This is a genomic window from Mesorhizobium sp. M1A.F.Ca.IN.020.04.1.1 (genome assembly GCF_003997315.1).
In the GTDB taxonomy this organism is placed as follows: domain Bacteria; phylum Pseudomonadota; class Alphaproteobacteria; order Rhizobiales; family Rhizobiaceae; genus Mesorhizobium.
On the sequence record NZ_RZSN01000386.1, the window covers coordinates 1 to 1,073 of the forward strand.

Below are 1,073 nucleotides of genomic sequence, written 5' to 3' on the forward strand. Positions count from 1 at the left end.
GACCCCCTCTGTCGCCTTCGGCGACATCTCCCCCTCGAGGAGGGAGATTCATCTCGCTATGCCATCTGCAGCCGCTGCCGGCTCGGCTGCGGCGGGAAGGCGATCGCGATGCCGGCGGCGCCCAGGCCGACCAGCGCCGAGCCGATGAACAGCCAGGAATAGCTGGCATAGGCGTCGTAGATCATGCCGCCGGCGAGCGGGCCGAACGACATGCCGAGGCTGGAGAGCATGGTGGCGGCGCCGAACACCGTGCCGATGATGCGCGGCCCGAAATATTCGCGTGCCAGCACCGCATAGAGCGGCATGACGCCGCCGTAGGTGGCGCCGAAGATGACGGCCAGCACGTAGAACTGCTCGAGCCGGCCGACCGCGAGATAGGCGGCGATCACGGCGGCCTGGATGGCAAGGCCGGTGATCAGCACCGGCTTGACCCCCAGCCGGTCGCCGAGCACGCCGTAGAGCAGGCGTCCGCCAAGGCCGGCAAGGCCCTCGACGCTATAGATCGAGACGGCAGCCATCGGCGCAACGCCGCAGGCCATCGCATAGCTGACCATGTGGAAGATCGGCCCCGAATGCGCCGCGCAGCAGGCGAAGAAGGTCATGCCCAGCACCAGGAACTGCGGCGAGCGCAGCGCCTGGCCGACGCTCATGCCGGGGTCGTCGGCGGCACGCGCCGGCATGCCGCCGTCGGCCGCCGCGCCGGCCGCCGGCGGCTGGCGTACCAGGAAGACGGCGGGCAGCAGGAGCACCCAGGCCATGACGCCGATGTCGAACATGGCGGTCCGCCAGTCATAGGCCGAGATCAGCCAGCGGGCGAAGGGCGAGATGGTCATCGGCGCCACTCCCATGCCGGCCGAAACCAGCGACACGGCAAGGCTTCGGTTGGTGTCGAACCAGGCGGTGGTGAGCGCGATCATAGGCGCGAAGAACGCGCTGGCCGCCAGCCCGACGATCACGCCGTAGCTGAGCTGGAAGATCAGCAGCGAGTTGGCTCGGCTCGCCACCACCAGCGCCAGCCCGAGCAGCACCGCGCCGGCAAGCACGACGGGGCGGGCACCGACGCGGTCATAGAT

At 69.6% G+C, this 1,073-nt stretch carries 1 protein-coding gene; it reads right to left on the reverse strand.

Going from position 1 to position 1,073, the window contains the following annotated elements:
- Positions 1–56: 56 nt before the first annotated feature.
- Positions 57–1,073 (reverse strand): MFS transporter (locus EOA49_RS32080; RefSeq protein ID WP_127243606.1); only part of this gene is annotated, 1,017 nt, incomplete at its 5' end.